Raw genomic sequence first — 6,754 nt, forward strand, 5'->3', positions numbered from 1 at the left:
TTTATTTCCGCCCTCACTATTGAAAAATTTGCCTTAAGAATTAAAATCCATTGTTGGAATTATTCATTACCTTGCCGAACTATATCGATAATTTGGTTTTGGTTAGTTTAATTTATTGATTTGCACGCTAATTCATATTGAAATAATCAATCACTACAACTAATTAATTATTTTTCCATTAATTATTGAAGCAAAGAGCTTGACATTCTTGGAATTATTGTGTTAGACTTCGTAATGCTTTGATAATCTTTTTCTTTTTATCGAAGTAATTAAATTATCGATTACTTTTTGCACTATAGTTCTGTCCAGAATTATAATTATGCGATTATAATGAAAATTTCTTACTGATATACAACTGAATATTCTGTGCAAAGGCACAGAACTAAATGAAAAAGGGGGCGAAAGAAATTGAGTAAGAGACTTACCGTGATCCTTCTCGCATCGATGATTGTTCTCTGTGGCGGTGTTTTTGCAACCGAGAAGGGACCAATCTCCGACGTCATCTACTTCAACGTTAAGATGTCTCAAGAACTCGGTCTCAGAGACGTTGCCGAAGGACTCACCGACATTTTCATGGAAGGCGTCTCCGGTCCTACGTTAATGGGGATGGATAAGGCAACACGAGACAAAATGGATATCTACTCTGTTCCAGCGCTAACCTATGCTCTTTTCGTAAACCCATATCCGAACGAAGCTCCTTACTTCGCAAATGTAGACGGAAAGGACTTCTTCAACGTAATGGCGATAAACGAATTCAGGTATGCTCTCAACGACTTGATCAACAGGCAGTACATAGTTGACGAGATACTTGGAGGCGCTGGAGGACCGATGTTGTCTATGGCAACCCCCGGTCAACCCGGTACCTACAGATACGGTCTGGTCGCAAACAAACTTGGGTTAAGCTTTGAAGGCAACGAGACAAGAGCTCTCGAAGCTATGAAGAAAGCTCTTGAGGATGCCGCAAAGATTCCTGAGAATCAGGGTAGACTGGTAAACAGTAACGGCAAATGGTATTTCGATAATGAGCCATTGACGGTTAAATTCGTTATTAGGGCTGATGACCCCAACGTTAGAGTCAAGATGGCCGAATACGTCTCCCTTCAACTTGAAAAGGCCGGGGTAACAGTGGACAGACTGGTCTGGGAAAGATCAAAAGCTAGCAACACAGCTTATGGTAGCGATCCTGCAGACCTGATCTGGAACCTCTACACCGAAGCATGGAGCGCAGGCGCCACAAGAGCCTTCTGGGAACACATAGTACGCCAGATGTATGCTTCCGGTGGATCCTACATGCCCGGCCGTGGGACAGAAGGGTTCTGGAATTTCAGAAACGAAAAGCTGGACGATCTCATAGATAGGGCCTACACAGGAAACTTCTTAACTGAAGAGGAGTACTGGGACCTTTCTCTTACGGCTCTGGAGATGGGACTTAAAGACGCAGTTAGAATTTATGTCTGCTATCAGGACGGCTTCTATACGGCCAATTCGGCGAGGCTTCTCGACAGATTCGCATACGGACTCGGAGACGGAGTTAATGACTGGTCACTCAAAACGGCCGTCACCGATGACAAGGTGCTTTTTGTCACACAGTACTCATCCGTTGGAGCTCTCTTCATGTCCAACTGGGATCCTGTAGGACCTGACGGAATCTCAGACACGTACAGTGCAAATGTCGTAACGATTCTCTCTGATCCCAGCTCTTTTGAGAGCCCGGCGTCTGCTATAAATACCCCTTACAGAGTTAACTGGACACATGACGACATAGTCACGAAGGTCGAGCGAAACTCGGAAGGTGACGTCGTAGGTACAATAGACGTTCCCGAAAATGCGATAAGATTCGACAGCAAGACCAAGCAGTGGAAGGAAGTCGGCCCGGGCGTCAAGTCAATGTCGATGGGAACATATACCCTCCTCGGAGGCAACATGCACCAGGGCCAGCCCATAACAGTCAACGACTATCTCTACGCCTTCGCATTCATTGATGAATGGATATCGAGAGACGGGGAGAATGACAAGTACTACGAAGCTTCGTACGAGAATTACATGAGAAGCGGACAAGACACGATAAAGGGATATATTGTAAACGATGACGGGACAATCACTACCTACTTCGATTACAACTTCCCTGCAAGCGTCGACAGAACCGCACAGTGGGGAGCACCTTTCCTTGGAGTCCACAGACAGCCATTTGTAATAGTCTCCTGGGAAATATACGAGGCCCTCGCGGAAATCGTTGCCAACGGCAGCCAATCTGGAACGGTCTATGCCTTCAGGAACGATCCCGCTGTCACTCAGATCGATGTCCTTGTACCGAACCACGTGAAAGACATAAAAGCGAAACTCGTCGAGCTAATAGAAAAGGGACATGTTCCTAACTCTCTTAAGGGCCTGATAACTGTCGAAGAGGCTCAGTCAAGATACCAGGCCGCAATCGACTTCATAGACAAGTATGGACATGCGTATATAAGCAATGGACCATACTACCTTTCAAAATACGACCCAACTGCGAACTATGCGGAATGCAGGGCCTTTAGAGATCCTTCCTATCCATATGAACCGTACTACTGGAAGGAAATGTTGAAAACCGTAAGGCTTTCAATCGACTCTATAGACGTACCGGCCATAATCATGAAGGGAATGGATACGACTGTCAAGGTAGTAGTCGCAGAGGTTGCCTATCCATCTGAAGAGGTATCCAAGGCATCCAGGGGAAGCGTTGTCGTGACACTTATAACTCCGGAGAAAGAGATGACTTTCGACGCCGTCTTGATCGAACCGGGACTTTTCGAAGCTGTAATAAACGCTGAAGCTATCGAAGATCTCGAACCTGGCTCATACAACGTTCTGGCAATCGCTTCACTCGAAGGTGCGGTGCCGGCATCGTCCGTCACTTCCACCATAGTTTACTGATGTCTGCAGAGCGGTACCCGAAAGGGTGCCGCTTTCATTATTGAGGTGGAATATGTTCTGGAAATACATGTTGAAACGTGTCTTCTACGGCATCTTTATCTACATCATACTGATTTTCGTCTTTTCTGCGCTTTTCAACACCGTCATGGAACAGACCTTGCGAGGACAGATCGATGAGGAAATTAGAGGCGAATTGATGGCCCTAGATAACCGAAGCTCCCAACAGATTCAAGACTTCATCGAAATGAGAAGGGCAGAAAAGTATGCCCTTTACAGACTGGACAAGCCCATCTTCGAAAGGATAGTGTGGCGAACCTGGTCAACCCTGACCTTCAACCTTGGAAAATCGAGTTCCATACGCTCTGCAGCAGGCGATCGGGATGTCTGGTCGATAGTCTCCGAGAAGATACCAAGAACCCTTGTTCTTTTCAGCACAGCGATGCTCGTCGACATCTTTATTGGAATATGGCTTGGCCTGAAGAAGGCTCAAAAGGCCGGAGGGTTACTGGACAAAAGTACTTCAGTAGGAACCATGGTGGTCTTCGGTATGCCGTCGTGGTGGTTGGGCATGATACTGATCATGTTCTTCGCATACACACTAAAAGTATTTCCTTCTGGTGGACTTCACGCTACGCCTCCTCCAGAGGGAATAGCATTCTTCTTAGATGCTCTCTATCATTTGGCGCTTCCAGTGATGACTCTTGTCGTAATTGGATTTTGGGGGCGCGCCTTCCTTACTCGAAATATCGTTCTCGGAGTTCTTCAGGACGACTATATAATGGCGGCAAGAGCAAGGGGCATTCCCGAAAGGAAGGTTCTCTACGGACACACAATGAGAACATCGGCCCCACCAATCGTCACCATGTCGCTTCTTGCACTGCTTGCCTCTGTGTCAGGAAATATTGTCTTTGAAGGTATCTTCAACTGGCCCGGAATGGGGAATCTCTTCTGGTTCGCCCTTCAGCAGAACGATGTTCCGGTCCTTATGGGAAATCTCGCGATAACCACAGGATTGTATATTTGTGGTCTTGTTCTCCTCGATCTGGTGTACGGTCTTCTTGATCCCAGGATCAAGGTTGGTGGCAGAATATGAGAATTGGAGATATGAAATCATCGTTCAACGAGTTCTGGCAAGAATTTAGAAGGGTCAAATCGGGGATGATAGGCCTCGTCTTTCTTGGATTGTTTCTAATGGTTTTGTTTTTTGAACCTCTGCTTCTCCCTTTTGAAGGAGCAAACCAACGGTGGAAGGACATAACCTACTGGGAGGATAATCCGGCCAGTGCCGCACCTCAGTGGACAAACCTATTCTCCTCAAAGAAGAGCGCAGTATCCATAGCTCTTGAGTCAGCAAAAAAGGAAGAGAAAAACGCCGGCCCGATAAGAATTATAGAGGAGACCTTCGTATATGACTTCCAGTATGATGTCGCTCCCTCCGACATAATATTCAGAGCCTCTGGTAAGGCGAATCCGACAGCAATCATATCCATCGAAAGACCTGATGGAAGAAAGATCGACTTGCTGAGAAAGCCTTTGGAAGTTACTGAAGGAAACGACTTGAGAATCGCGATTGACAAGACCTCATTGAATGAAGCGTACAATTTCCTCAAGGGGCTTGACGCTGCAACAGGCCTTTCGAAGCAGACCATGAAAACTACAGACATCATATTCTCCAAAGTAGAGGATTCGGTTCCATTCAAACCAGAGGCCCTGAAAGGCGAGTATAGAATAATGGTCTCGCTGATTCTCCAGAAGGAAACAGACCTGATCGATTCCACAGAAATGAAAATTGCGGGCAGGGTGCATGGAATTCTGGGAACGGACAACTCGAAGAGAGATATCTGGAGTGGAGTAATAGCCGGAGTGAAGTGGGCTATGCTTATCGGGCTCCTTACGGCTCTTATTTCAGTATCCATTGGTGTTATCTACGGCGTAATGAGCGCTTATCTAGGAGGCTGGAAGGATTCTTTAATGCAACGTATATTCGAGATATTCATAAGCGTTCCCATGCTTCCCGTACTCATTGTAATGAGCGCTGTCTTTAAGCCAAATATTTGGATGATTATCGCGATCATGTGCATCTTCTACTGGGTAGGACCGGTGAAGACCGTCAGGAGCATGGGACTCCAGATCAAGGAAGAGACTTATATTGAGGCCTCCAGGGCTCTTGGAGCCTCCAATACGAGAATAATCTTCAAACATATGGTTCCTCTGCTTATCCCCTACGCCTTCGCTTCAATGGCCCTCAACGTACCGGGAGCTATCGTGGTCGAGGCAACACTCAGCCTGCTCGGGTTGGGCGACCCCAATATCGTGACGTGGGGTCAGATCCTTCAAGATGCCCATAATGGAGGCGCGATGTTGAGCGGAATGTGGTGGTGGGTAGTACCGCCGGGACTGGCGATAGCCTTCATGGGGATGACATTCGCATTTGTCGGGTTCGCAATGGACAAGATACTTAACCCGAAACTGAAGACGAGGTAATGAATATGGATAACATATTGACTGTAGAAAACCTCAAGCTTTACTACTACACGAGCAAAGGTGTCGTGAAGGCAGTTGACGATATCTCCTTCACACTGAAGAAGGGTGAAACTCTTGGCCTCGTTGGAGAGTCGGGCTGTGGAAAGACAACTACAGGTTTCGCCCTTCTCAAGATGCCCACTCCCCCGGGTAAGATTGTCGGAGGAAGGATAGAGGTAGACGGTATCGACATCACTCCCCTGCGTGAGAATGAAATGAGAAGGAATATACGCTGGGAGAAGATTTCCATGGTATTCCAGGGCGCAATGAATACCCTCACTCCCGTATACACAATAGGCAAACAGATGATGGAGACCCTCCAGGAACACAGAGAGATGGAAAGAGACGAGGCGAGAAAGAGAATAGAGAAGTATCTCAACCTCGTTGGACTCTCAGGCGATATAGTGAAGAGATATCCCCATGAACTCTCGGGAGGAATGAAACAGAGAATCGCCATCGCCACCGCCCTCTTTCTGGAACCTAAGGTTATAATCTGTGATGAACCCACGACCGCTCTGGATGTTATTGTACAGGCCCAGATAATAAACCTTCTCAAAGACTTAAAGGAAAAACTCGACCTTTCATTCATCTTCATAACTCACGACCTTGCAACAGAGGCAGAGGTTTCAGACAGGATAGCGGTGATGTATGCAGGAAAGATAGTGGAGATAGGAACAAATCAACAGATATACGGAGAACAGGGTCCCTGTCATCCATATACGAGAAACTTGCTCGCCGCCACTCCAAGACTACATGAAAGGGTGAGTGAACTCTCGTTCATCCCGGGTGCTCCTCCGGACTTGCTAGAGCCTCCTTCTGGCTGTAGATTCCATCCCAGATGTTCCCTGGCCATGGATAAGTGCAAAGAAGAAGAACCACCCCTAATAGAGATAGAAGATGAACACATGGTGGCCTGCTGGAGGTGTGAGAAGAGATGAACGAAAACATAATTGAAGTCAAAGACCTTCAGAAATGGTTCCCCATAAGAAGAAACATATCCCAGTTCTTCAAGGGAGAACACAACTACGTCAAGGCAGTTGACGGAGTAACCTTCTCGATAAAGAGGGGCGAGATATTCGGTCTAGTTGGAGAGTCCGGTTGTGGAAAGACCACTACGGGAAAACTAATCATGAAACTCCTAGAACCTACAGGCGGGACCATGTCTCTAAACGGAAAGGATGTAACTCATATAGAGAAAGATGAACTGAAGATATACAGAAGGAATGTACAGATGATCTTTCAGGACCCATACGCTTCAATGAACCCGCGATTCAAGATAAGGGATGTCATGGAAGAGCCTCTAATAATACACAAACTCGGA

General features: G+C 46.6%; 5 protein-coding genes. All 5 read left to right on the forward strand.

The window, feature by feature from the left end:
- The first annotated feature begins 408 nt into the window (after positions 1-408).
- Positions 409-2,910: an ABC transporter substrate-binding protein gene (locus tag Y696_RS10985; RefSeq protein WP_014731771.1), complete on the forward strand. Its 2,502-nt coding sequence runs from the start codon at positions 409-411 to the stop codon at positions 2,908-2,910.
- 52 nt (positions 2,911-2,962) lie between these two features.
- Positions 2,963-4,003, forward strand: a complete 1,041-nt coding sequence (locus Y696_RS10990; RefSeq protein WP_014731772.1) for an ABC transporter permease — start codon at positions 2,963-2,965, stop codon at positions 4,001-4,003.
- Complete coding sequence (locus Y696_RS10995) at positions 4,000-5,394, forward strand: ABC transporter permease (protein ID WP_014731773.1); 1,395 nt, start codon at positions 4,000-4,002, stop codon at positions 5,392-5,394. The genes Y696_RS10990 and Y696_RS10995 overlap by 4 nt, the downstream gene beginning before the upstream one ends.
- Positions 5,395-5,399: 5 nt before the next feature.
- On the forward strand, positions 5,400-6,371 hold the full coding sequence (locus Y696_RS11000) for an ABC transporter ATP-binding protein (RefSeq protein WP_014731391.1): 972 nt from the start codon (positions 5,400-5,402) through the stop codon (positions 6,369-6,371).
- On the forward strand, positions 6,368-6,754 hold a 387-nt coding region (locus tag Y696_RS11005), incomplete at its 3' end, for an ATP-binding cassette domain-containing protein (protein ID WP_121510470.1). The genes Y696_RS11000 and Y696_RS11005, both read left to right, overlap by 4 nt.

The organism is Mesotoga sp. H07pep.5.4 (assembly GCF_003664935.1).
In the GTDB taxonomy this organism is placed as follows: Bacteria; Thermotogota; Thermotogae; order Petrotogales; family Kosmotogaceae; genus Mesotoga; species Mesotoga prima.